The 21,192-nt window shown below is 71.6% G+C and carries 21 protein-coding genes; 11 read left to right on the top strand and 10 right to left on the bottom strand.

The genetic code is table 11. The features are described from left to right. Window positions 1–46 precede the first annotated feature (46 nt). Both ACIBD9_RS19450 and ACIBD9_RS19445 read left to right on the top strand, forming a co-directional pair. Window positions 47–1,309 carry a DivIVA domain-containing protein gene (locus ACIBD9_RS19450; protein WP_238659297.1) on the top strand — a complete coding sequence of 421 codons (1,263 nt, stop codon included), beginning with the start codon at window positions 47–49 and terminating at the stop codon, window positions 1,307–1,309. A 177-nt stretch (window positions 1,310–1,486) separates the two neighbouring features. Next, a complete protein-coding gene (locus ACIBD9_RS19445; protein ID WP_396719414.1) occupies window positions 1,487–3,595 on the top strand; it encodes a hypothetical protein in 2,109 nt (702 codons plus the stop codon). Between the two features lie 101 nt (window positions 3,596–3,696). Here ACIBD9_RS19445 and ACIBD9_RS19440 read toward each other — a convergent pair whose 3' ends face one another. Continuing rightward, window positions 3,697–4,038: a hypothetical protein gene (locus tag ACIBD9_RS19440; protein WP_396719489.1), complete on the bottom strand. Its 342-nt coding sequence runs from the start codon at window positions 4,036–4,038 to the stop codon at window positions 3,697–3,699. 363 nt (window positions 4,039–4,401) lie between these two features. Here ACIBD9_RS19440 and ACIBD9_RS19435 point away from each other — a divergent pair, with 363 nt between their 5' ends. Genes ACIBD9_RS19435 through ACIBD9_RS19425 form a run of 3 tightly spaced genes read left to right on the top strand, consistent with a single transcriptional unit; the run spans window position 4,402 to window position 6,605 of the window. Then, on the top strand, window positions 4,402–5,181 hold the full coding sequence (locus ACIBD9_RS19435; protein WP_396719487.1) for a helix-turn-helix domain-containing protein: 780 nt from the start codon (window positions 4,402–4,404) through the stop codon (window positions 5,179–5,181). Then, complete coding sequence (locus tag ACIBD9_RS19430; protein ID WP_396719412.1) at window positions 5,172–5,360, top strand: DUF397 domain-containing protein; 189 nt, start codon at window positions 5,172–5,174, stop codon at window positions 5,358–5,360. Before ACIBD9_RS19435 ends, ACIBD9_RS19430 begins: the two co-directional genes overlap by 10 nt. A 15-nt stretch (window positions 5,361–5,375) precedes the next feature. Next, entirely contained in the window at window positions 5,376–6,605 is a 1,230-nt protein-coding gene (locus ACIBD9_RS19425) for an AI-2E family transporter (protein ID WP_396719410.1), read from the top strand. 3 nt (window positions 6,606–6,608) lie between these two features. Here ACIBD9_RS19425 and ACIBD9_RS19420 read toward each other — a convergent pair whose 3' ends face one another. The 7 genes from ACIBD9_RS19420 to ACIBD9_RS19390 all read right to left on the bottom strand — a co-directional run bounded on the left by ACIBD9_RS19420 (window position 6,609) and on the right by ACIBD9_RS19390 (window position 12,985). Further along, window positions 6,609–7,469 (bottom strand): alpha/beta hydrolase, encoded by an 861-nt coding sequence (locus ACIBD9_RS19420; RefSeq protein ID WP_396719485.1) that lies wholly within the window; start codon window positions 7,467–7,469, stop codon window positions 6,609–6,611. Window positions 7,470–7,588: 119 nt separating this feature from the next. Beyond that, window positions 7,589–7,912, bottom strand: a complete 324-nt coding sequence (locus ACIBD9_RS19415; protein ID WP_396719408.1) for a hypothetical protein — start codon at window positions 7,910–7,912, stop codon at window positions 7,589–7,591. Window positions 7,913–7,955: 43 nt separating this feature from the next. Continuing rightward, window positions 7,956–9,020 carry a hypothetical protein gene (locus tag ACIBD9_RS19410; RefSeq protein WP_396719406.1) on the bottom strand — a complete coding sequence of 355 codons (1,065 nt, stop codon included), beginning with the start codon at window positions 9,018–9,020 and terminating at the stop codon, window positions 7,956–7,958. Further along, the gene (locus ACIBD9_RS19405; protein ID WP_396719404.1) at window positions 9,017–9,511 is read right to left on the bottom strand and encodes a SigE family RNA polymerase sigma factor; all 495 of its coding nucleotides are present in this window, start codon (window positions 9,509–9,511) and stop codon (window positions 9,017–9,019) included. The genes ACIBD9_RS19410 and ACIBD9_RS19405 overlap by 4 nt, the downstream gene beginning before the upstream one ends. 40 nt (window positions 9,512–9,551) lie before the next feature. After that, a complete protein-coding gene (locus tag ACIBD9_RS19400) occupies window positions 9,552–11,342 on the bottom strand; it encodes a 3-hydroxyacyl-CoA dehydrogenase family protein (protein ID WP_396719402.1) in 1,791 nt (596 codons plus the stop codon). A gap of 126 nt (window positions 11,343–11,468) precedes the next feature. Then, window positions 11,469–12,539, bottom strand: coding sequence for an alpha/beta fold hydrolase (locus ACIBD9_RS19395; RefSeq protein WP_396719400.1), 1,071 nt, complete (start codon window positions 12,537–12,539; stop codon window positions 11,469–11,471). A gap of 80 nt (window positions 12,540–12,619) precedes the next feature. After that, a complete protein-coding gene (locus ACIBD9_RS19390; protein WP_396719398.1) occupies window positions 12,620–12,985 on the bottom strand; it encodes an FHA domain-containing protein in 366 nt (121 codons plus the stop codon). A 308-nt stretch (window positions 12,986–13,293) separates the two neighbouring features. Between ACIBD9_RS19390 and ACIBD9_RS19385 the strand changes: the two genes are divergently transcribed. Further along, window positions 13,294–14,790 (top strand): aldehyde dehydrogenase family protein, encoded by a 1,497-nt coding sequence (locus ACIBD9_RS19385; protein WP_396719396.1) that lies wholly within the window; start codon window positions 13,294–13,296, stop codon window positions 14,788–14,790. 80 nt (window positions 14,791–14,870) lie between these two features. Beyond that, window positions 14,871–15,527 (top strand): methyltransferase domain-containing protein, encoded by a 657-nt coding sequence (locus tag ACIBD9_RS19380; RefSeq protein ID WP_396719394.1) that lies wholly within the window; start codon window positions 14,871–14,873, stop codon window positions 15,525–15,527. 8 nt (window positions 15,528–15,535) lie between these two features. Here ACIBD9_RS19380 and nucS read toward each other — a convergent pair whose 3' ends face one another. Then, window positions 15,536–16,195: an endonuclease NucS gene (gene nucS / locus ACIBD9_RS19375; protein ID WP_396719392.1), complete on the bottom strand. Its 660-nt coding sequence runs from the start codon at window positions 16,193–16,195 to the stop codon at window positions 15,536–15,538. 71 nt (window positions 16,196–16,266) lie between these two features. On the opposite strand from nucS, the gene ACIBD9_RS19370 reads away from it, so the two are divergent. Continuing rightward, window positions 16,267–16,884, top strand: coding sequence for a DUF4126 domain-containing protein (locus ACIBD9_RS19370; RefSeq protein WP_387168552.1), 618 nt, complete (start codon window positions 16,267–16,269; stop codon window positions 16,882–16,884). Window positions 16,885–16,977: 93 nt separating this feature from the next. Next, entirely contained in the window at window positions 16,978–17,274 is a 297-nt protein-coding gene (locus ACIBD9_RS19365) for a DUF1540 domain-containing protein (protein ID WP_396719390.1), read from the top strand. Window positions 17,275–17,328: 54 nt separating this feature from the next. Here the strand turns inward: ACIBD9_RS19365 and ACIBD9_RS19360 are convergent, their stop codons facing one another. Then, window positions 17,329–19,335 carry a protein meaA gene (locus ACIBD9_RS19360; RefSeq protein ID WP_396719388.1) on the bottom strand — a complete coding sequence of 669 codons (2,007 nt, stop codon included), beginning with the start codon at window positions 19,333–19,335 and terminating at the stop codon, window positions 17,329–17,331. A 151-nt stretch (window positions 19,336–19,486) separates the two neighbouring features. On the opposite strand from ACIBD9_RS19360, the gene ACIBD9_RS19355 reads away from it, so the two are divergent. Both ACIBD9_RS19355 and ACIBD9_RS19350 read left to right on the top strand, forming a co-directional pair. Next, window positions 19,487–20,338 (top strand): ABC transporter ATP-binding protein, encoded by an 852-nt coding sequence (locus tag ACIBD9_RS19355; protein ID WP_396719386.1) that lies wholly within the window; start codon window positions 19,487–19,489, stop codon window positions 20,336–20,338. After that, complete coding sequence (locus ACIBD9_RS19350) at window positions 20,335–21,180, top strand: ABC transporter permease (RefSeq protein ID WP_396719384.1); 846 nt, start codon at window positions 20,335–20,337, stop codon at window positions 21,178–21,180. Before ACIBD9_RS19355 ends, ACIBD9_RS19350 begins: the two co-directional genes overlap by 4 nt. The last annotated feature ends 12 nt before the right edge of the window (window positions 21,181–21,192 follow it).

Here is a 21,192-nt window from a genome sequence, read left to right as displayed (position 1 = left end):
GCACCGCTCTTGCGAAGCACCCTGGGGGGTCTGCCAGTATGTCCCAATGCCCCAGCAGCAGTCCTCCCCTCTCGCGTTCTTCGATAACGCGAACTCGCAGCCAGATTTCACCGTTGGCCTGCGCGGATACAACACCCATCAGGTCGACGACTTCCTCGGCCGGATGACCGCCGCGCTGACCCAGTCCGAGCAGGCCCGTGCCGAGGCCGAGCAGCGGATGAACGACGCCCAGCGTCGTCTCCGCCAGGCCGAGCAGCGCATGAGTGCGCTGGAGCAGAAGCTCACCGACACGAACAAGCAGCTCGAAGAGAACAGCCGGCCCACCCTCTCCGGGCTCGGCACCCGCGTTGAGCAGATCCTCCGGCTCGCCGAGGAGCAGGCCAACGACCACCGCAACGAGGCCAAGCGCGAGTCGGAGGGCATCCTCTCCGCCGCCCGCCTCGAGGCCCGCGAGATCACCGACAAGGCCCGCGCCGAGGCCGCCGCCATGAAGGCGAGCGCCGAGCGCGAGGCGGGCAACCTGCGCACGGCCGCCGAGCGCGAGGCCGCCGAGGTCCGGGTGCAGGCCCGCCGCGAGGCTGACACGCTGCGCGCCGACGCCGACCGGGAGACCAAGCAGCTGCGTACGGTCACCGCGCACGAGGTGGCCGAGCTGAAGTCGACCGTGGAGCGCGAGGTTGCCACCCTGCGGGCCACCGCCGAGCGGGAGATCACCCAGCAGCGGGCGAAGGCCGCCCGTGAGGCTGAGGAGAAGCGCGCCGAGGCGACCAAGCTGCTCACCGACGCGCGGGACAAGCGCGACAAGGACCTGCAGGCCCTGGAGCTCCAGTTGGCCGAGCGGCGGGAGAAGGCCGAGCGCGAGGAGTCCGAGCGTCACGCCGCCCAGGTCGCGCAGACCCAGAAGATGGTCAGCGAGGCCGAGCAGCGTGCCCGGGCCGCGCAGGAGCGGGCCAAGGAGATCGAGCAGCGCGCCGAGGCGCGGCGGGTCGAGTCGGAGCGCAACGCCGCCGAGACGGTCGACAAGGCCAAGGCGCACTCGGAGAAGACCCTCAACGAGGCGAAGGCCGAGTCGCAGCGCCTGCTCACCGAGGCTCGCACCGAGGCCGAGCTGACCACGCAGGCCGCCCGCCGCGAGGTCGAGGACCTCACCCGGCAGAAGGACGCGGTCACCTCGCAGCTGGGTCAGATGCTCTCCGGGCTCGCCGGCATCGTTCCGGGAATGCCGGCGCAGGCCGCTCCGGCTGCCAAGCCGGACGCCAAGAAGACCGATGGCGGTCAGGAGCGGGTTCCCGCGGAGACCGCCGGCTGACGCGAGGCGTCAGGTCGGGGCATCGACGGCGCGAGGTGACACCGGGTAACCGGTGCCACCTCGCGCCGTGTGCGTTTCCCAGCCCGTGGTATCCGCCGGCCGCAACGGAGTGAAGTAGCTCCCACAAGGCCCGTCCGTATCGCCCCAGCAGGGCCCGTTGCGTGTGAGGATGGGGGCATGTCGCACGGCGAGGAACTGTTCGCTCTCGGCGGGGACGTGACGACGGAGCCCAGCTTCGAGTCCGCTCTGCGGGGGTACGAGAAGAAACAGGTCGACCGTTATGTCGCGCGTGCTGAGCACGAGATCGCGACCCTCGCTTCGGAACGGGAACAGGCGTACACACAGATCCACAAGCTCGCCGGCCAGGTCGAGGTTCTCCAGCGCGACCTGACCCAGGTGCGCAAGCAGATGAACGTGGTCGACCGGGCGTCGTTCCGGCATCTCGGCCCGCGGGTCGAGTCGATCCTCACCCTCGCTGAGGAGCAGGCCGAGCAGATCCTCGCCGACGCGAACGGGGAGATCGAGGCCCGTCGTGCCGCGGCCGAGCACATCATCGAGGAGGCCCGCGAGCAGGCCGCACGGGCTCTGAAGGACTTTGAGATCGCCCTCGCCGCCCGACGCGCCGAGGAGGAGCGGCACAGCGCCGCTCAGCGGGCCGAGGCGGACGCGACCCTGCGGTCGGCCAAGGACGAGTCGGCGCAGTTGCGCAAGGCGGCGCAGGACGCGCTGGCGAAGGCCCAGCAGGAAGCCACCCAGCTGCGGGACTCCGCCAAGGAGATTCACAACCGGGCCCAGCAGGAGGCCACCAAGCTGCGCGAGACGGCCCGCGAGACGTTGGTCAACGCCCGGCAGGAGGCCAGCGACCTGCGCGACGCCGCCAAGGAGGTGCATGCCAAGGCCCTCCAGGAGGCCAAGCGGCTCACCGACACCGCGACCGAGGCCGGGCGGGCCACCCACGCCAAGGCGCAGCAGGAGGCCAAGCAGATCATCGACGACGCGTCGATGGCCGGCCGGGCCACCCGCGCCAAGGCGCAGCAGGAGGCCGAGCGGCTGACGACGCAGGCCACCGAGTCGGCGAAGCGCAGCCGCGCCGAGACCGAGGCGTACGTGCAGCGGATGCGCACCGAGACCGAGGCTTACGTCCAGCACACCCGGGCGCAGACCCAGCAGGAGCTGGGCGCGTGGCGGGCCGGGGTGGAGCAGGAGGTCAACTCCCGTCGGGAGGCGGCCGACCGGGAGTTGGCGCAGCGACGGTCCACGGCCGAGCAGGAGTTCGCCAAGCGCCGCGACGAGCTCGACAAGCAGCACGCGGCACGCCAGCAGGAGCTGGAAGCCGTATTCGCCAGCCGTCAGCAGGAGCTGGAGGGCGGGATCACGACCCGTCGGGACGAGCTGGAGACCGAATACTCCGGCCGCAAGAACGAGCTGGAAGCCGAATACACCGCTCGCAAGAACGAGATCGAGCAGAGCGCGGCCGGCATCCGTCAGGCCGCCGAGCAGGACGCGGCGGCGCTGCGCCAGCGGTCCGAGGCGGAGGCCGCCGAGCTGCTGAGCCGGGCCGAGACCGAGGCCGGCGACAAGCGCCGCAAGGCCGACGAGCATGTCGCGGCGTCCCGGCGGCAGTTCGAGGAGTACGCGGCCACCACCCAGCAGCACCTGGCCACCACCCAGCAGCACCTGGCGGCGACCCAGCAGGAGTCGGCGGCGGGCCGGCAGCAGTTGGCCCAGGTGATGCTGGAGATCGCCCAGGCCCAGCAGCAGCTCGCGGATCTGCGGCAGGAGACCTGGAAGGCCCGACAGGAGTCCGACGAGCTCCAGCGTCAGATGTCCGAGCTGCGGTTGCAGAGTGTCACCGGCCCGATCGACGGCCCGACTGCGCCGGCCGCGTCGGACGACGCGAGCGGGAGCGCGCCCGATGGTGGTGACGACGGCGTGAGCGTCACCGCCGGCGCGGCCTCCGGCTCAGGCGCGGCTTCCGGGTCGGGCACGGGCACCGGGTTGAAGGCCGAGCCCGCCGAGACCGGTCAGCCGGTGAACGCGGGCGCGGAGGAGTCCGGGCAGCCCACGACGCGGCCGGTGGCCGAGCCGGTGACCACAGTGGATGGTGGGACGGCGAGCGCCGGGGTGGACGGGGAGCCGACGGTGGCCGCCGTTCCGGGCGAGGGTGGCCGGGGCGCCAAGCCCACCAAGATCACTAGCACCGGTGAGAACGGCAAGCGACCCACCAAGCCGACCACCGACGAGCGCAGCGCCAAACCCAGCAAGGTCACCATCGACAAGGAGTGACCGTCGGCGCTGAGCCACGCGCACTCATGATCGACACGGCATCAGCAAAGTCGGGGTGTCCCGCCAACGCGGACACCCCGACTTCCTGAATGGCGAGTGGATCAGGCCCGATGGTCCGGGGGTGGGTCGATGATTGGGCGACGGAACGGACCCCACGCCACGAAGCGTTCGAACAGCTCCCTGGGTGCCGGGCCGTCGTAGGGATTGAGCTGGTAGAGGTCGTGCGCCGCCTCGTGGTAGAGCCCGGCGAGGTAGATGGTCAGCGCGGCCGGGTCCTCGTCGAACTCCGCCTTGAGCAGCAGCCGGGCGTCCGCGCAGGGCCACGGCCGGCCGTCGGCCCGGCAGCACCACATGGGCCGCAGCGGGGTGTGCGGCGTCCGCGCGCCGCAAGGTCGGGGAAACACGGGGTACGGCCCAAGCCGCGGCTGCGGCAGCCCCGACATCGGGGTACGTGCCCTTCCGCCTGAGCTGGAGCCCGGCGGGGTGCAGCCGGCGGACGGCCGCGACGCCGAGGTGACCGTGACAGGCAGCGACCGGCCGGCGGGGCGAGACGTGGGCATGGGGTATCTCCTCGGCTGAGGCGCGGTCGCGCCGCCGTTCGACGGCAGGTCCGCGCGGTGGGGAACCGGAGTGGTCTGGGACGACCCGATACGTGACAGTCTGCTGAGGACACCGCTACGGTCGGAAGACATCGCCGACGTCGGTGGGGTGACTGCGGGAACGACGTGGCCCGCCGGGTCGACCGGTGGAGACGACCCTCGACCTGCGGAGGCACTGTGGAAGGCGACGCCGCGCCGACGGCCGACATGATTCGCGCGCAACTGCGCCGGCTGCGGATCGCCGCCGGGATGAGCCAGGAGGACTTCGGCCGGCTGGTGCACTACTCCGGCTCGATGGTGTCCGCGCTGAAGCTGGGCCAACGCCCACTGGACCGGCTCTTCCTGGCTCGCGCCGACGAGGTGCTGACCACCGGTGGTCTGCTCGTCCATTTGCTCAAGCTCGCCGAGCGGGACGGCCAGCCGAGCTGGTTCCGACCCTGGCTGGATGCCGAGCGCACCGCCCGCCAACTGCGCTGCTTCCAACCCACGCTGATCCCCGGGCTGCTCCAGACCGAGAACTACGCCCGCGCGGTGATCCGCTGCGACGACCTGCTCAGCGACGACGAAGTGGAACGCCGAGTCCACGCCCGCCTGGACCGCCAGTCCATCCTCATGCAGGCTGACCCACCGCAGCTCATCGCCGTCGTCGACGAACACGCGCTGCGGCACACCGCTGAGCACATGCGCGGGATCATGGTCGAGCAGCTCACCCAGTTGATCACCTACGCCCAACGTCCGCCGGTCAGCGTGCACGTCATTCCCGCCGAGGTTGGAGTGCACGTCGGGATGTCCGGACCCTTCACGCTGGCGCGCGGCGCGGACGGTGGCTGGGTGGGCAACCTCGAGAACCAGCTTGCCGGCGTCGTGGTTGACCGAGATGGCGACGTGGCTACGCTGCTCTCACGATGGGAGACGGTTCGCAACGAAGCGCTCTCTCATCGGCACTCGATTGACCTGATGAAGGAAGCAGTGGATTCATGCACCTGAGCGGCGCAGTTTGGCGCACCTCCACTCGCAGCGGTAACAGTGAGTGCGTCGAGGTGGCGGACAACCTGCCCGGGATGGTGGGGGTGCGGGACAGCAAGGACCCGACCGGCCCGGTGCTGGTGTTCGCGCCGGCCGCGTGGCGGGCGTTCGTGGCCGTCGCCCGTCGTCCCACCGCCTGAGTCGGGAGGTCTCTGGTGCCACAGCACGACCCGTCCGGCGACGACCCGGACGTGACCCCCGGCCCCAAGCCAGCCGAAAACCCACCGCCAGCGGACACCCCACAGTCGGCGAAGACGCCGCCGACGGCGGAGACACCACTGCCGGTGCCGGTTCCCGCCCCGGGGATCGACCCGGAGGAGCCGCCGGCGGTCCCGTCCGGAAAGTTCGGCACACCGGGGCGGCCGCTGCGCCGCAGCAGCTTCCTGATCGGCTTCACCGGCGCGCTGGGCGTGCTGCTGGCGTACACCCTTTATCTGGGGATTCGCAATGCCGGCGGCATCCTCGTGCTGGTGGTGATCGCGCTCTTCCTCGCGGTCGGCCTCAACCCGGCGGTGGTCCGACTGGGCCGCTGGGGTGTGCCGCACGGCCTGGCGGTGGCGGTGGTCGCGTTGACTGTGGTGCTGCTGCTCTGCGGCGGCATCGTGGCGCTGGTCCCGCCGATCGTCACCCAGTCGGGGCAGTTCATCGACCAGATCCCGAGCCTGCTCGACGAGTTGCGCCGCAGCCCGACGGTCAATGACCTGGTGGAGCGGTACGACGTGGTGGAGCGGGTGCAGGGCGCGGCCAACGCGGAGACGGTCGGACGGGCGCTCGGCGGGGTGCTGGGCGGTGCACAACTGATCTTCGGCACGGTGTTCCGGACGCTGACCGTGCTGGTGTTGACGATCTACTTCCTGGCCTACTTCGACCGGCTGCGTTCGCTGGGCTACTCGTTGGTGCCCCGGTCCCGGCGGCAGCGGGTGCAACTGATCGGCGATGAGATTCTGGCCAAGGTTGGCGCCTACATGGTCGGTGCGCTGAGCATCGCGGTGCTGGCCGGCGCGACCACCTTCGTGTTCGCGCTGATCGTCGACCTGCCGTACCCGTTCGCGCTGGCCGTGGTGGTCGCGGTGACCGACCTGATCCCGCAGATCGGCGCGACGCTGGGCGCGGTGATCGTGAGCCTGGTCGGTTTCGCCGCCGACCTGCCCACCGGCATCGCCTGCGCGATCTTCTTCCTCATCTACCAGCAGGTGGAGAACTACCTGATCTACCCGAAGGTGATGCGCCGCTCGGTGGAGGTCAACGAGGTGGCCGCCCTGCTGGCCGCGCTGCTCGGGGTGGCGCTGCTGGGCGTGGTGGGCGCGCTGATCGCCATCCCCACGGTCGCCGCGCTGCAACTGATCCTGCGCGAGGTGGTGCTGCCCCGTCAGGAGCGCCGCTGAGCGTCAGCCGGCCTGACCAGCGGCCGGGCCGGGGACGGGGGTATCGGCGAAGGCGGCCACCGTCCGGTCGGCGTACGCGCTGACGTCGCCGGCCTCCATCGGGCCGTCCCAGGTCGTCGGCAGTGGCACCCCGACGGCCGGGTTGACCCGTCGGACGATCTCGTCGAGCACCGTCTCCGCGTCGCCCACCCAGAGGTGCTTGGCGCCGGGCACCCCGACCACCTCGGCCTGCGGCACGGCGGCGAACCGCTCCCGCGCCTCGGTGGGGCGCAGGTAGTCGTCGAACTCCGGCACCAGCGCCACCAGCGGCCGACCCGAGTTGGCCCAGGTGGCCAGGTCCTCGGGGGCGGAGAAGCGCAGCGGCGGGGAGAGCAGGATCGCCCCGGCGATCGTCGGGTCGCAGCCGTACTTCAGTGCCAGGTCGGTGCCGAACGACCAGCCGACGAGCCAGATGTTGGGCAGCTCGGCGAACTCCGCGTACTCGATGGCGGCGGCCACGTCGTACCGCTCGCCCACCGCGCCGTCGAACGCTCCCTCGCTGGTGCCGCGCACGCTGCTGGTGCCCCGGGTGTTGAACCGCAGCACCGCCAGGTCGGCCAGGGCGGGCAGCCGCCAGGCCGCCTTGCGGAACACGTGGCTGTCCATCATTCCGCCGTGGGTCGGCAGCGGGTGCAGGCAGACCAGGGTGGCCACCGGCGGTCGGTCGGCCGGCAGGGCCAGCTCACCGACCAGCCGCAGACCGTCGGCGGTGTGCAGCTCGATGTCCTCCCGGCGGCCGGGCAGGATCGACGACGCGCGGATCGCTGTGCTCACCGCCCAAGTCTGTCGCGAAGTCGCCGCCGCCGCCCGCCCAGGCACGAACAGGGTGACCCAGGTCGCTAACCGGCGGGCAGCGCCCCGCCCCGGGCCGCTCCGGCCGGGAGCACGAGCCGCCCCGCCCCGGGTCGCTCAGCCCTGACGCGGCGGCGCGCCGGGCCCGCCACTCAGTAACGCGGGGTGCCCCGGCCGCGCTGCACCGCCGGGCCGCGCCGGTCCCGGGCACGCCAGCAGCCGCTGTGCCAGTGCCGCCGGTCGGTCAGGTCACCCAGGCCGTCCGCCGGCCAGGCCACCAGGTGCGCCACCCCGGGTCGGATCTCCTGGTCACACCCGGGGCAGCGGTACGTCTTGACCGACGCGCCCGCGCCGATGCCGCGTACCTGCCAGGCGCCGTCGGTCCACTGCTGCACCGAGGCGACGCCCTGCCGGACCCGGTCGGCGTCCAGGCTGGCGTTCTCGTCCCGGCGAGGGCGGTTGCGACGGGGGCTCACAGTCACCAAGCGTACGTGCGGCGGGTCAGGCCGCCGGTGGCGGTCACCAGGTCGCCGGCCGGTCCAGGTGCTCGGCGACCCGCGTACCGAGCAGCACCGTCGCCGCCTCCGCCTCGCTGAAGGACTGCTCGTGGTTCATGACGGCGATCAGTTGGGCGCTGGGGATGTCCAGGAGCTCCAGCCGTGCACCGCCGGGGTCGAAGTGGGCGGGCCTGCCGCCGATCGTCCGGTTCGCCGGCGCCTTGTCCGTCACGGTGGCGCCCGCGTACTGCAACTCGACGGTAACTCCCGGGCCGCGGTCGTCGTCCCTGACCTGCAGCATCACCGCGTACGCCGCCGGGAAGGTGCCGACGACCATCCAACAGCTTCGGAGCTGCGCACCGGCCGGCAGGTCGGTGAGTTGCAGCGGACCGGTACAGGTGTGCGCCTGGTCGAGCCGCAGCGCCGCGGCCACATCGAACAGGGCCCGATCGTCGTCGGCGACGACGCTGGCCCGGGCGTACACCCCGGGGGCGGGTTGCCAGTGGCGCAGCCAGACCGTGACCCCGTAGGGACCTTTGGCGTGCGCCACCGACCCGTCGAAGACGCCGTTGGTGACCAGATCCGGCACCAGCTCCGCTGGCAGGCCCTGCGCGCGCCGGGGCAGTACCTCGGTGGACGCGGACAGCTCCAGGGTGACCGTGCGACCGCCCACGTCGAGCTGTGCCATCTCCACGCCGCCCTGCGCCGACCAGGAAAGGTATCGAAGCCGGTCCGGGCCGAACCCGAAGTGCAGCACCCGCGGATCGGCGCCGATCAGGTCCGGGCGGGCGGCCGCACCCGGCACGCCGTCAGCCCGGGGCGGCACCACGGACACCGGGGCGTTGGCCGGCATACCCAGCCCCGGCATGACGACCTCCGGGCCGGAGCCGGGCAGCCGCACCGGGCCGATGGCCACGCCCAGGCCGAGTACGGCCACCGCACCGAGCGCGGTGCCGGCGGCGGTGCGCCGGCGGCGTACCCGGGCACGGCCCCGGGTCACCGCGGTGGCCAGCAGCCGGTCGGTGTCGACACCGCCCTCGGCGCGCTCGCGCAGCGTCTGATCGATTCGCTGGTCGAGGTCAGTCACGGTCGGCTCCCGTTGGTGGCCGGGGCACCGCAGCGCTCCCGGAGGTTGGCGAGCGCCCGCATCGCGTGGGTGCGGACGGTGACCGGCGAGCAGTCCAGGATCTGCGCGATTGTCGCGTCGTCGAGGTCCTCGTAGTAGCGCAGCACCAGGACCGCCCGCTGGCGGTCGGGTAGGCCGAGGATCAGCCGCCACATCTCGTCCCGGTCGGCCGCCTCGCCGCCGAGGTCGCCTCGGTGCGCCCGCTCGGCGAAGGTGTCGACCGCCAGTTCACGGTTGGACCGGCGACGCCACCAGGAGATGTTGGCGTTGACAAGCATGCGGCGCACGTACACGTCGGGTCGGTCGGCGCGGGCGATCCTGCGCCACTGCACGTACGCCTGGGACAGCACGTCCTGAGTGAGGTCCTCGGCCCGGTGCTCGTCACCGGTCAGCAGCCGGGCGAGCCGGACCAGCGCCGGACCCCGGCTGCTGACGTACTCCTCGAAGGTCACACTCTGCAGACGCGGTCAACACCCGCAGGCGTTGACGCGGTCAGCGGTGCGAGTGGTCGCGGAAGCCGCGGCGGGTCTTTCGGCCCAGGTATCCGGCGGTGACGAGGTGCTCCAGCAGCGGCGCGGGCGCGAAGCCCGGCTCGCGCAGTTCCAGGTACAGCTCGCGCTGGATGGCCAGGGAGACGTCCAACCCGACGACGTCGAGCAGCTCGAACGGCCCCATCGGGTAGCCGCAGCCCAGCTTCATGGCGTGGTCGATGTCGTCGGCCGTCGAGTAGCTGGCCTCCAGCATCTTCACCGCGTCGTTCAGGTACGGGAAGAGCAGCGCGTTGACGATGAAGCCGGACCGGTCGCCGCAGACCACACCGGTCTTGCCGAGCGCGGCGCAGACGGCGCGGGCGGTGGCGGTGGCCTCCGGGGAGGTGCGGATGGTGCGGACGACCTCGACCAGCGGCATGACCGGCGCCGGGTTGAAGAAGTGCAGCCCCACCACGTCGGCCGGCCGCTGGGTGGCCATCGCCACGTCGATCACCGGCAGCGAGGAGGTGGTGGTGGCCAGCACCACGCCCGGCTTACAGATCTCGTCGAGGCTCGCGAAGAGGGCCTTCTTGACGCTCAACTCTTCGACGACCGCCTCGACCACCAGGTCGACGTCGGCGAGATGGTCCAGCGTGGCGGACCAGCTGATCCGGCCCAGGGCGGCGTCCCGGTCGGCCTCGGCGAGCTTGCCGCGCACCACGCCCTTGTTCAGGGAGGTTTTCACCGCCTCGCAGACCTTCGCGGACTTCTCCATGCCGCGGGTCACCGACACGACCTCGTAGCCGGCCTTCGCGAAGACCTCGATGATCCCGGTGGCCATCGTCCCGGAGCCCACAATGCCGACCTTGGTGATGGCGCGCGCCCCGTCGGCGACCGCGGCGTCCGTGGCCAGCGGCGTCGCCTCATCCGGTACGACCACCGGAGAGCCGGGCCGCTCGTAGGTGTAGAAGCCCCGGCCCGACTTCCGGCCCAGAAGCCCCGCCGTCACCATCTGCTTGAGCAGTGGCACCGGGGCGTGCCGGCGGTCCCGCCCGCCGCGCCGGTACATGGTGTCCAGGATCTCGTACGCGGTGTCGAGGCCGATGAGGTCCATCAACGCCAGCGGGCCCATCGGCAGGCCGCAGCCGAGCTTCATCGCGGCGTCGATGTCCTCCCGGGTCGCGTAGTGCGACTCGAACATGCCGACCGCGTGGTTGAGGTAGCCGAAGAGCAGCGCGTTGGCGATGAAGCCGGCCCGGTCGTTGATAGTGACGTCGACCTTGCCGAGCCGGGCGCAGAGCGCCTCGACGTCGGCGACCACCTCGGGTGCGGTGACGACCGTGCGGACCACCTCGACCAGCTTCATCACCGGAGCCGGGTTGAAGAAGTGGATGCCGATCACCTGGTTGGGGCGGCTGGTGGCAACCGAGATCTCGGTGACGCTCAACGACGAGGTGTTGGTGGCGAGGATGGTCTCCGGTCGGCAGACCCGGTCCAGCTCGGCGAAGATCCGCTGCTTGAGGTCCAGGTGCTCGGGCACCGCCTCGATGACCAGGTCGACGGAGTGCAGCGCGTCCAGCCCGACCGCGAAGTGCACCCGCTCGTGCAGGGCGTCGCGGTCCGCCTCGGCGAGCTTGCCCTTGGCGACCGCCCGGTCGGTGGAACTCTTCAGGGTGGCCCGGCCGCGCTCCAGCGCCGGCGCGGAGATCTCCACGGCCACCACGTCGATGCCGTTGCGGGCGAAGACCTCGACGATGCCGGCACCCATGGTGCCCAGCCCCACCACACCAACGGTGCTGAACTCGCGCGCCACGACCGGCCTCCCCAGAGACTCCGCACGACCACTGAACGGCCGCTAAGGTTATGCGCGCGAGTCTGCCACGTGACGGTGAGTTGTCGAGACGCCGTGGCATATTTCACCCACGGCACAGCAGGGCCTCTATGCCGCCGCCACGCTGGTCAGGGCCAGCAACTCCGCGACGAACTCCGCCGGGCGCTCCAGGTGCGGGCTGTGACCGCAGCCGGGCAGCACCACCTCGTGGTACGCGCCGCCGGCCGCCGCGTACCGGTCGAGCACCGCCCGGGTCTGGCCGACCATCGGCTGCGGTGGGCAGGCGTCCGCGCCGGGCCAGCCGGGCACGAGATCCAGCGAACCCAGGTACGCCAGGTCGAACAGCGAGGTGTCCGAGACGATGACGTCGGCGTCCCCGCGTACCCAGGTGACGGGCGGCTTCTCGGCGACGGCCACCAGCTCGTCGGCGAGCCGGAACCAGGTCGGCGCGAGCGCGTTGAGCACCCCGCGCTCCCCCGGTGCGGTGCCCGGCCAGTTCTCCGAGGGCACCGCCGTGCCCGGGTAGTTGTCGTCCCCGGTGGCGGTGGAGAGCACGGTGTCCAGCAGCAGGTCTTCGTCCGCGCCCAGCGAGGCGGGATCGGCCACATAGGTGGCTCGCAACACGGCGCGCGGGCTGGCCGGCGCGTCCGCGCTCCGGTCACCGGCGGCGAGTCGGGCGACGAAGTCCGGGTTCGCCGTGCCGGCGCCGGTGCCCGCGAAGTCGGCTGTGGTCGGCGTGCCGGTCAGGTCGCGGGTGCCACCGAAGCCGTACGGGGAGACCGGCGCGGCGAGCAGCAACGCCCCCACCCGGTGCGGATGGTCGACCAGCAGGCGCATCGCCACTCCGCCGCCGAGGGAGTGCCCGACCACCACCGGGCGCGCGTCGGCGTCGAAGAGCGTCGGGTCGTCCAGCAGGGCGGCCACGTCGTCGGCGAAGTCCCGCAGGCCCCGGGTGGCGTCCACCGGGGCGGTCGCGGAGTCGCCGTACCCCCGCAGGTCGGGGGCGATCACCCGCAGCGTCGGTGGCAGCCGCCGGACCAGTGGCTCCCAGAACAGCGCGGACGAGCAGTTGCCGTGGATCAGCAGCACCGGCGTGCCGTCCGGCGGGCCGGCGACCCGTACCGCCTGGGTGATGCCGTTCGCCGTCACGGTCCGCTGCTCGGTCTCCATCCGCGGCATGGTGCCACGCGTGTCCCCGCCGGTCCAGGTGTCGGACGGCCATCCGGTGGTGCCGCCCGGTGTGGCCGACCGCCAGGCGGTCAGCGACGCGTGCCCGGTGGCGCGGCCAGCGGCAGCGGCAGGGTCGGTCGGACGTCGCGCCGGGACGGCCCGAAGCTCAGCCCCACCGGATCGGTGAGCGCCACGCCGGGGTCGAAGAGGCGCAGCTCGGTACGGCCCAGCCGGATCACGTCACCGTCGGAGAGTCGTTCCACCTCGGTGATCCGCCGGTCGTTGAGCCAGGTGCCGTTGGTGGAGCCCAGGTCCCGTAGGGAGGGGCCCTCCGGCGCCAGCCACACCTCGGCGTGACGACGGCTCAGGTGCGGGTCGTTGATGACCACCTGACCGGTCGGCGCACGGCCGATCACCTGTGGTTCGGTTCGCATGCGAAAGCTCGCTCCGCGCATCGGTCCACCCGAGACCGTCAAGAGCGGCATCAGCTCTGGATGTTCCTCCATGGACAGTCAGCCCTCCACCCCACACCGTCACTCCGCGCGTCAGCCTGCCATCAGACGGTAGTCGTCAGTACCGACCGGCCGGTCAGCCTCTCGTCACCTCCCGGCCATCTGCCGTTCGACGATTCGGGCGGGCCGCATCCGTCACCAACGCCCTGACCTGCATGGATCAACGATCGGTCGGGTCGGTGCGACGCCGTTCCCCCGGTCCCGAATCGGGGACCCTACCGGCGAGTAATCCTCGGGTCTAGACTTCCGCCATGACGGCAGTGCATATCCCGGGCGTTCCGGTCATCGACGCGGGCCAGTTGGTTTCCACCAGCCCGGCGACCGGCGCTGAGGCAGGTCGCCTCCCGGTCGCCACCGACGCCGACGTGCGGCAGGCCGTCGCCCGCGCCCGCGCCGCCGGCGAGTGGTGGGCCGGTCTCGGCTTCACCGGCCGCCGCCAGCGGATGCTGCGCTGGCGTGCCCTGCTCGCCAAGCGCATCGAGCAGTTGGCCGAGTTGGTGCACGTCGAGGGCGGCAAGCCGGTCGCGGACGCCATCGTCGAGATCGTCACCGCGATCGAGCACATCGACTGGGCCGCCCGCAACGCCGGCCGCGTGCTCGGTCCACGCCGGGTGCGGTCCCGGCTCATCCTCGCCGAGTTCTCCGCGCACCTCGAATACCAGCCGTACGGGGTGGTCGGCGTGATCGGGCCGTGGAACTACCCGGTCTTCACGCCGATCGGCTCCGCCGCGTACGCGCTCGCCGCCGGCAACGCCGTGGTGCTCAAGCCGAGCGAGTACACGCCCGCCGTCGGCCAGTGGCTGGTCGACAGCTTTGCCGAGGTGGTGCCCGAGCAGCCGGTGTTCACCGCCGTGCACGGGCTGGGCGACGTGGGCGCGGCGCTGTGCCGATCCGGCGTCGACAAGCTGGCCTTCACCGGCTCCACCGCCACCGCCCGGAAGGTGATGGCCGCCTGCGCCGAGACGCTGACCCCGGTGCTCATCGAGGGCGGCGGCAAGGACGCCATGATCGTCGACAGCGACGCCAACCTGGACGCGGCCGCCGAGGCGTGCGTCTGGGGCGGCATGACCAACGCCGGCCAGACCTGCATCGGCATCGAGCGGGTGTACGCCGTCGACTCCGTCTTCGACGCCTTCGTCGACAAGGTGGTGGCCCGCGCCGGTCAGTTGACGGTCGGGCCGGAGGGCACCGACATCGGCCCGATCACCATGCCCCAGCAGATCGACGTGATCCGCCGGCACATCGACGCCGCGATCACCTCCGGCGGGCGCGCCGTGCTCGGCGGCCCGAGCGCCGTCCAGCCGCCGTACGTCCACCCCACCGTCCTGGTGGACGTCCCGGAGGAGTCCGCCGCGGTCCGCGAGGAGACCTTCGGCCCCACGCTGACCATCAGCCGGGTCCGCGACGCCGACGAGGCCGTCAGCCGCGCCAACGCCCTGTCGTACGGCCTCGGGGGTTCGGTCTTCGGCCGGCGGCGTGCGGTGGCCATCGCCCGGCGGCTGCGCTCCGGGATGGCCTCGATCAACTCCACGCTGACCTTCGCCGGCATGTCCACGCTGCCGTTCGGTGGTGTCGGCGACTCCGGCTTCGGCCGGATCCACGGGGAGGACGGCCTGCGTGAGTTCGGCCGGTCCAAGGCGATCACCCGACGTCGCGCCCGGTCGCTGCTGCCGTCGATGACCTTCGACCGCACCCCCACCGACGTGGCAAGGCTCGTCAAGACGATCAAGGCGTTGTACGGAAGGTGAGTGTCGGATAACCGATCATCAAGGAGGATCGGCGTATCCACATGTTTATACGCAGTCAGCACGGCGGTACATTGCGTTAAATGGGCCCCAATCGATTGCGCTACCGCCTTGTCGACAGTGAGCAGTCGTGGGCCGCCCGGCGGCGTCGGCACCGCTCGGACTGGCTGGCACGCACCTTCCCCGACATCGGCGACATGCACGTGGTCGACCTCGGCGGTCGGCTCGGCACCTGGCACCGCGCCGCCGTCCGGCCGGCCCGGGTGACCGTCGTCAACCTGGAGCAGCCGCCCGCCGTCGTCCCGGAATGGGCCCACGTCGAGCAGGCCGACGCCTGCGACCTGCCCCCGCACCTCGCGAACGGCAGCTACGACCTGGTCTTCTCGAACTCGGTGCTGGAGCATGTGGGCGGGCACGAACGCCGGATCCGCTTCGCCGCCGCCGCCCGTTCACTGGCCGACCGGCACTGGGTGCAGACGCCCTACCGCTACTTCCCCATCGAGCCACACTGGATCGCCCCGGGGATGCAGTTCCTGCCGGTACGACTGCGCACCGCGCTCGCCCGACGCTGGCCGTTGGGGCACAAGCCGACCCGCAGCCACGACGCCGCCATCCACCAGGTGCTCTGGACCGAGTTGTTGGACCGCTCGCAGATGCGCCACTACTTCCCCGACTCGACCATGCTGGTGGAGCGGGTGTTCGGCCTGCCGAAGTCACTGATCGTGGTGCGCACCGGGTAGTGCGCGGGTCAGAAGAGGGTCAGCTCGTCCTTCACGATGCCGCGCAGCTTGTCGTAGTCCACCACCACACACCGGATGCCCCGGTCGCTGGCGAGCACCCGGGCCTGCGGCTTGATCTCCTGGGCGGCGAAGACCCCGACGACCGGGCTGAGCAGCGGGTCACGGTTCATCAGCTCGAGATAGCGGGTCAACTGCTCCACGCCGTCGATGTCGCCACGCCGCTTGACCTCGACGGCGACCGAGCCCGAGTTGGCGTCCCGGCACAGCAGGTCGACCGGGCCGATCGCCGTCATGTACTCGCGGCGGACCAGGGTGAACCCCTCACCCAGGGCAGACGGGTTGGCGGCCAGCAACTCCTGTAGGTGCGCCTCCACCCCGTCCTTGCGCAGGCCCGGATCCACACCCAACTCGTACGAGGTGTCCTGGAAGATCTCCTCCAGGGTGATCCGCAGCTCCTCGCCAGCCTTGTTGACGACCCGCCACACACCGGGGGCCTCCTCCAGCCGACACGGCGGGCTCATCCAGTTCAACGGCTTGTACGCCCGGTCGTCGGCATGGATGGACACCGACCCGTCCGCCTTCACCATCAGCAACCGGGTGGCCAGCGGCAGGTGAGCCGAGAGCCGTCCGACGTAGTCCACCGAGCACTTCGCAATGACCAACCGCACCCGACGAGGGTAGCCGAGCACCCCCCGGTCGCCAGCGAGCGGCACTGGCGCGTCGATGCGATGCTGAACTCGTGTTCGAAGTCCTCACCGGCACCGGTCTCGCCGCCTCGGCGGGGCTGAACGCCTACATACCCCTGCTCATCCTCGGTCTGCTCGGCCGGTACACCGATCTGATCGACCTGCCCAGCGGTTGGACCTGGCTCGGTAACGGCTGGGTCATCGCCATCATGGCCGTGCTGCTCGCCGTGGAGATGGTGGCGGACAAGGTCCCCGTGGTCGACCACATCAACGACGTGGTGCAGACCGTGGTCCGACCCACCGCCGGTGGCCTGGCCTTCGGCGCCGGCTCCTCGTCGGAGACGGTGACGGTCAGCGACCCGGGGAGCTTCTTCTCGTCCCACCAGTGGGTGCCGGTCGTCACCGGCGTACTGCTGGCGCTGGGCGTGCACCTGCTCAAGTCCGCGGCCCGCCCGGTGATCAACGCGACCACCGCCGGGTTCGGCGCCCCGGTCGCCAGCACCGCCGAGGACGCCACAAGTGTGGTGGTCTCCCTGGTGGCGATCATCCTGCCGGTGCTGGTGCTCGTCTTCCTGGTCGGCCTGGTCTTCTTCACCTTCTGGTTCGTCCGTCGTCGTTCCGAACGACGCCGCGAACGAGAGGCCGCCCGCGCCGCCGGCTTCCGCGTCTGAGGCTTGATCGGCGGCGGATCGGCGGCCCGCCATACCGGGTTCCCCGGGCCGACAAAAGCCTAGGATCGGGGCAAGAGCCTAGAGGAGGTCGGCATGACCGCAGCGTTGGAGATGCCCCGAGTCCAGGAATGTGTGGTCGCCGCGTGCGCGTACAACCGGTCGGGTGACTGCCACGCCTTCGCGATCACCATTGGCAGCATGGATCACGCCCACTGCCACACCTTCGTCGAGTCGCCCGTGCGGGGCGGCGTGGAGAGCCTGATCGCGCAGGTGGGCGCCTGCCAGCGTGCCGACTGCCGGCACAACGAGCAGTTGGAGTGCCACGCCGCGTCCATCCGGGTCGGCCCGGACAACGACATGGCCGACTGCATGACCTACGCCGGCCGCTGACCAACGCCCACCGGCGACCCACGCCGGCCGGCGACCGGCCGGGACAGCGCTCGATCAGGGCAGGTCGTTGGCGCGACGGATGACCGTCACCAGGTCGTCGATGATGCCGGTGAGGGCGAAGTCCTTCGGGGTGAAGACCCGGGCGACCCCGGCCGCCCGGAGGGTGTCCGCGTCACCGGCCGGGATGATGCCGCCCACCACCACCGGCAGGTCCGCCCGGCCGGCGGCGCGCAGCCCGTCGAGCACCGCGGGCACGGCCGCGAGGTGCGAGCCGGAGAGCACGGAGAGCCCGACCAGGTCCACGTCCTCCTCCACGGCGGCGGCGACGATCTGCCCCGCGGTCAACCGGATGCCCTGGTAGACGACCTCGAAGCCGGCGTCGCGGGCGCGTACCGCGATCTGCTCCGCGCCGTTGGAGTGCCCGTCCAGGCCGGGTTTGCCGACCAGCAGCCGCAGCCGGCCGCTGCCCAGCTCCCGCGCGGTGGCGGCGACCCGCTCGCGCACCGCCACGAGGCCCGGCTCACCGCCGCCGCCGGTGGCGCCGGCGAGGCCGGTCGGCGCCCGGTACTCGCCGAAGACCTGGCGCAGCGCGCCGGCCCACTCGCCGGTGGTCACCCCGGCCCGCACGCACTCCAGGGTCGCCGGCATCAGGTTGGTGGTGGTCGCGGCGTCCGCGCGGAGCCGGGCCAGTGCCGCGTCGACGACGGCCGCGTCCCGGTCGGCCCGCCACCGGCGTACGCCGTCCGTGGCGGCCGCCTCGACGGCGGGATCGACCTGCTCGACGGCGCCCGCACCGGCGGTGGTCAGCGGGGAGGACTCGGTCTCGGTGTACCGGTTGACGCCGACCACCACGTCGGCGCCGGACTCCATCCGCTGGCGGCGTTCGGCCAGCGACGCGACCAGCGCGCTCTTGAGGTAGCCGGTCTCCACGGCGGCGACGACGCCGCCCAGCTCCAGCACCTTGTCCAGCTCGACCCGCGCCCCGGTGACGACCTCGTCGACCAGCGCCGTCATCACGTGCGAGCCGGCGAAGAGGTCGGGATATTCGAGCAGATCCGACTCGTACGCCAGGACCTGCTGCATCCGTAGCGACCACTGCTGGTCCCACGGGCGGGGCAGGCCGAGCGCCTCGTTCCAGGCGGGCAGTTGGACCGCGCGGGCGCGGGCGTCGCGGGACATCGTCACGCCGAGCATCTCCAGCACGATGCGCTGGATGTTGTTCTCCGGCTGCGCCTCGGTGAGGCCGAGCGAGTTGACCTGCACGCCGTAGCGGAACCGCCGTTGCCGGGCGTCGGTGACGCCGTACCGGTCCCGGGTGATCTCGTCCCAGAGCACGCCGAACGCGCGCATCTTGGCGATCTCCTCGACGAAGCGCACCCCGGCGTTGACGAAGAACGAGATCCGCTGCACGACGTCGCCCATCCGCTCGGCCGGCACCTGGCCGGAGTCACGGACCGCGTCGAGCACGGCGACCGCGGTGGCCAGCGCGAAGCCGACCTCCTGCACGGGCGTCGCGCCGGCCTCCTGGAGGTGGTACGAGCAGATGTTGACCGGGTTCCACCGGGGCATCTCCCGCAGCGTGTACGCCACCACGTCGGCGGTGAGCCGCAGCGACGCGGCCGGCGGGAAGATGTACGTGCCCCGGGACAGGTACTCCTTGATGATGTCGTTCTGGGTCGTGCCGGCGCAGCGGGCCAGGTCGGCGCCCTGCTCCAGGCCGACGGTGCCGTAAAGGGCGAGCAGCCACATCGCCGGGGCGTTGATGGTCATCGAGGTGTTCGTGTCGGCGAGCGGCAGACCGTCGAAGAGCGCCCGCATGTCGCCGAGGTGCGCCACCGGCACACCGACCCGGCCGACCTCGCCGGCGGCGAGTTCATGGTCCGGGTCGTACCCCGTCTGGGTGGGCAGGTCGAAGGCGACCGACAGGCCGGTCTGCCCCTTGGCGAGGTTGCGGCGGAAGAGCGCGTTGGTGGCGGCGGCCGACGAGTGGCCGGCGTACGTGCGCATCACCCACGGGCGGTCCCGCTCGGGCAACCGGCTCGCAGATGGCGTCTCATCCATGGCCGGAGTCTAAGTTACCGTTCAGTAAAAGGGACTGTGGAAAACCACACAGGTCCATGTCGCGGACGTCCGGGTGTCAAGTACGCGCAGTGGGGCTGACCACCACACCCCGGGCAGCGAGCCACCCCGGTCAGGACGCACACTGGACGGCATGGAAGACGAGCTGGCCATCTCCGTCCGTGGGCTGCGCAAGGCGTACGGCGACAACGTCGCGGTGGCGGGCGTGGATCTCGACGTCCACCGCGGCGAGGTGTTCGCGTTGCTCGGCCCGAACGGCGCCGGCAAGACCACCACGGTGGAGATCCTGGAGGGTTACCGCCGCCGCGACGCCGGCGAGGTCACCGTCCTCGGCGTGGATCCGGCCCAACCTGATGCCGACTGGCGGTCCCGGGTCGGCATCGTGCTCCAGGGCACCGGCGAGTTCGACGAGCTGACCGTGGGCGAGGTGATCCGGCACTTCTCCGGCTTCTACCCCGACGCGGACGACCCGGCCAAGGTGATCGAGCGGGTCGGGCTGGCCGACAAGGCGAAAGCCCGTACGCACAGCCTCTCCGGCGGGCAGCGTCGCCGCCTGGACGTGGCCCTGGGCATCATCGGCCGTCCCGAGCTGCTCTTCCTCGACGAGCCGACGACCGGCTTCGACCCGGAGGCCCGCCGCGAGTTCTGGGAGCTGATCCGCGACCTCGCCGCGGCCGGCACCACAATCGTGCTCACCACCCACTACCTGGACGAGGCCGAGGCCCTCGCCGACCGGGTCGGTGTGATCGCCGGCGGCCGGCTGGTCGAGGTGGCCGCCCCCAACCGGCTGGGCAACCGGCAGGAGGCCCTGGCCACCGTCTCCTGGCGTACCCCGGAAGGGGCGCTGGAGAGCGCGCAGAGCGCGACGCCGACGGCCTTCGTGGCCGACCTCGCGGCGCGTTACGGCGGCGAGGTCCCCGGGCTCACGGTGACCCGGCCGACCCTGGAGGACGTCTACCTCACCATGATCGGACACGCGCGATGACGACCACGACGAAGCCGCCGACACCGGTCGCCGCCACCCCGGGCCGCCGGCCGGGTGCCGGCGCGCTCGCCCTGCGCCAGGGCCGGCTGGAGATCACCCAGTTCCTGCGCAGCCGGGAGTCCGTGGTCTTCACGATGGGCTTCCCCATCATCATGATCCTGATCTTCGCGTCGATCTTCGGCGGGACGATCGGCGGCGGGGTCAAGTTCACCCAGTACTTCATCACCGGCATGATCGCGACCGGCCTGATGACGGTGAGCTTCCAGAACCTCGGCATCTGGATCCCGATCGAGCGGGACCGGGGCGTGCTGAAGCGCTACCGGGGCACGCCGATGCCGAAGTGGGTCTGGTTCGCCGGCAAGGTGATCATGGTGGTGGCGATCGGTATCGCCGAGACCGCGCTGCTGCTGGCCGTCGCGGTGGCGCTGTTCGACCTCGACCTGCCGGGTACGGCCGGGAAGTGGTTCACCTTCGGCTGGGTCGCCGTGCTCGGGGTGACCGCGTGCACCCTGTGCGGCATCGCGATCTCGTCGCTGGCCCGCACCGCCCGCAGCGGCTCGGCGGTGGTCACCCCGGTCGCCCTGGTGCTCCAGTTCATCTCCGGGGTGTTCTTCGTCTTCACCGACCTGCCCACCTGGATGCAGCAGGTGGCGGCGCTGTTCCCGCTCAAGTGGATGTGCCAGGGGCTGCGGTCGGTGTTCCTGCCGGAGAGCTTCGGCGCCCAGGAGCCGGGCGGCTCGTTCGAGCTGGGCCGGGTGGCGGTGGTGCTGGGCCTGTGGTGCGTGATCGGCGTGGTGCTCTGCCTGACCACCTTCCGCTGGACCACCAAGCGCGACGGCTGAGCGGCCGGCCGG

Origin of the sequence: Micromonospora sp. NPDC050784, from assembly GCF_044456765.1 — a bacterium.
GTDB classification, from domain to species: domain Bacteria; phylum Actinomycetota; class Actinomycetes; order Mycobacteriales; family Micromonosporaceae; genus Micromonospora; species Micromonospora foliorum.
This window is presented reverse-complemented; position numbering and strand designations above follow the sequence as displayed.